The organism is Oleiphilus sp. HI0080 (assembly GCF_001635135.1).
The window spans coordinates 1-390 of record NZ_LWFU01000046.1; the positions used below are offsets into that span (position 1 = coordinate 1).

Below are 390 nucleotides of genomic sequence, written 5' to 3' on the forward strand. Positions count from 1 at the left end.
AGTACGGTGAGCGTTTACTGCGCGACGGGGTGAGTCTATTTGATCCGAATCGTATCGACATTCGTGGCGAGCTCGTGTGTGGCAAGGATGTGACAATCGACTTAAATTGCGTTTTTATTGGGCGTGTCACCTTGGCTGATGGAGTTTACATTGGGCCAAATTGCATTATTACCAATAGTTCTATCGGCGAAAATACGACTGTTAACTCGCACAGCGTTATCGAAGAGAGCCAAGTTGACGGGCATTGTAATATTGGACCTTTTGCACGGCTAAGACCAGGTACTGCTCTTGCAGAGAATGCGAAAATCGGAAATTTTGTTGAAACCAAAAAGGCGAACATCGGTAGTGGATCCAAAGTGAATCACCTGAGCTATATCGGTGATGCTGAAA

1 pseudogene is annotated in these 390 nt (G+C 45.6%); it reads left to right on the forward strand.

From position 1 onward, the window contains the following. Positions 1-390: pseudogene (gene glmU, locus A3751_RS00685) on the forward strand (bifunctional UDP-N-acetylglucosamine diphosphorylase/glucosamine-1-phosphate N-acetyltransferase GlmU); the annotation flags it as partial.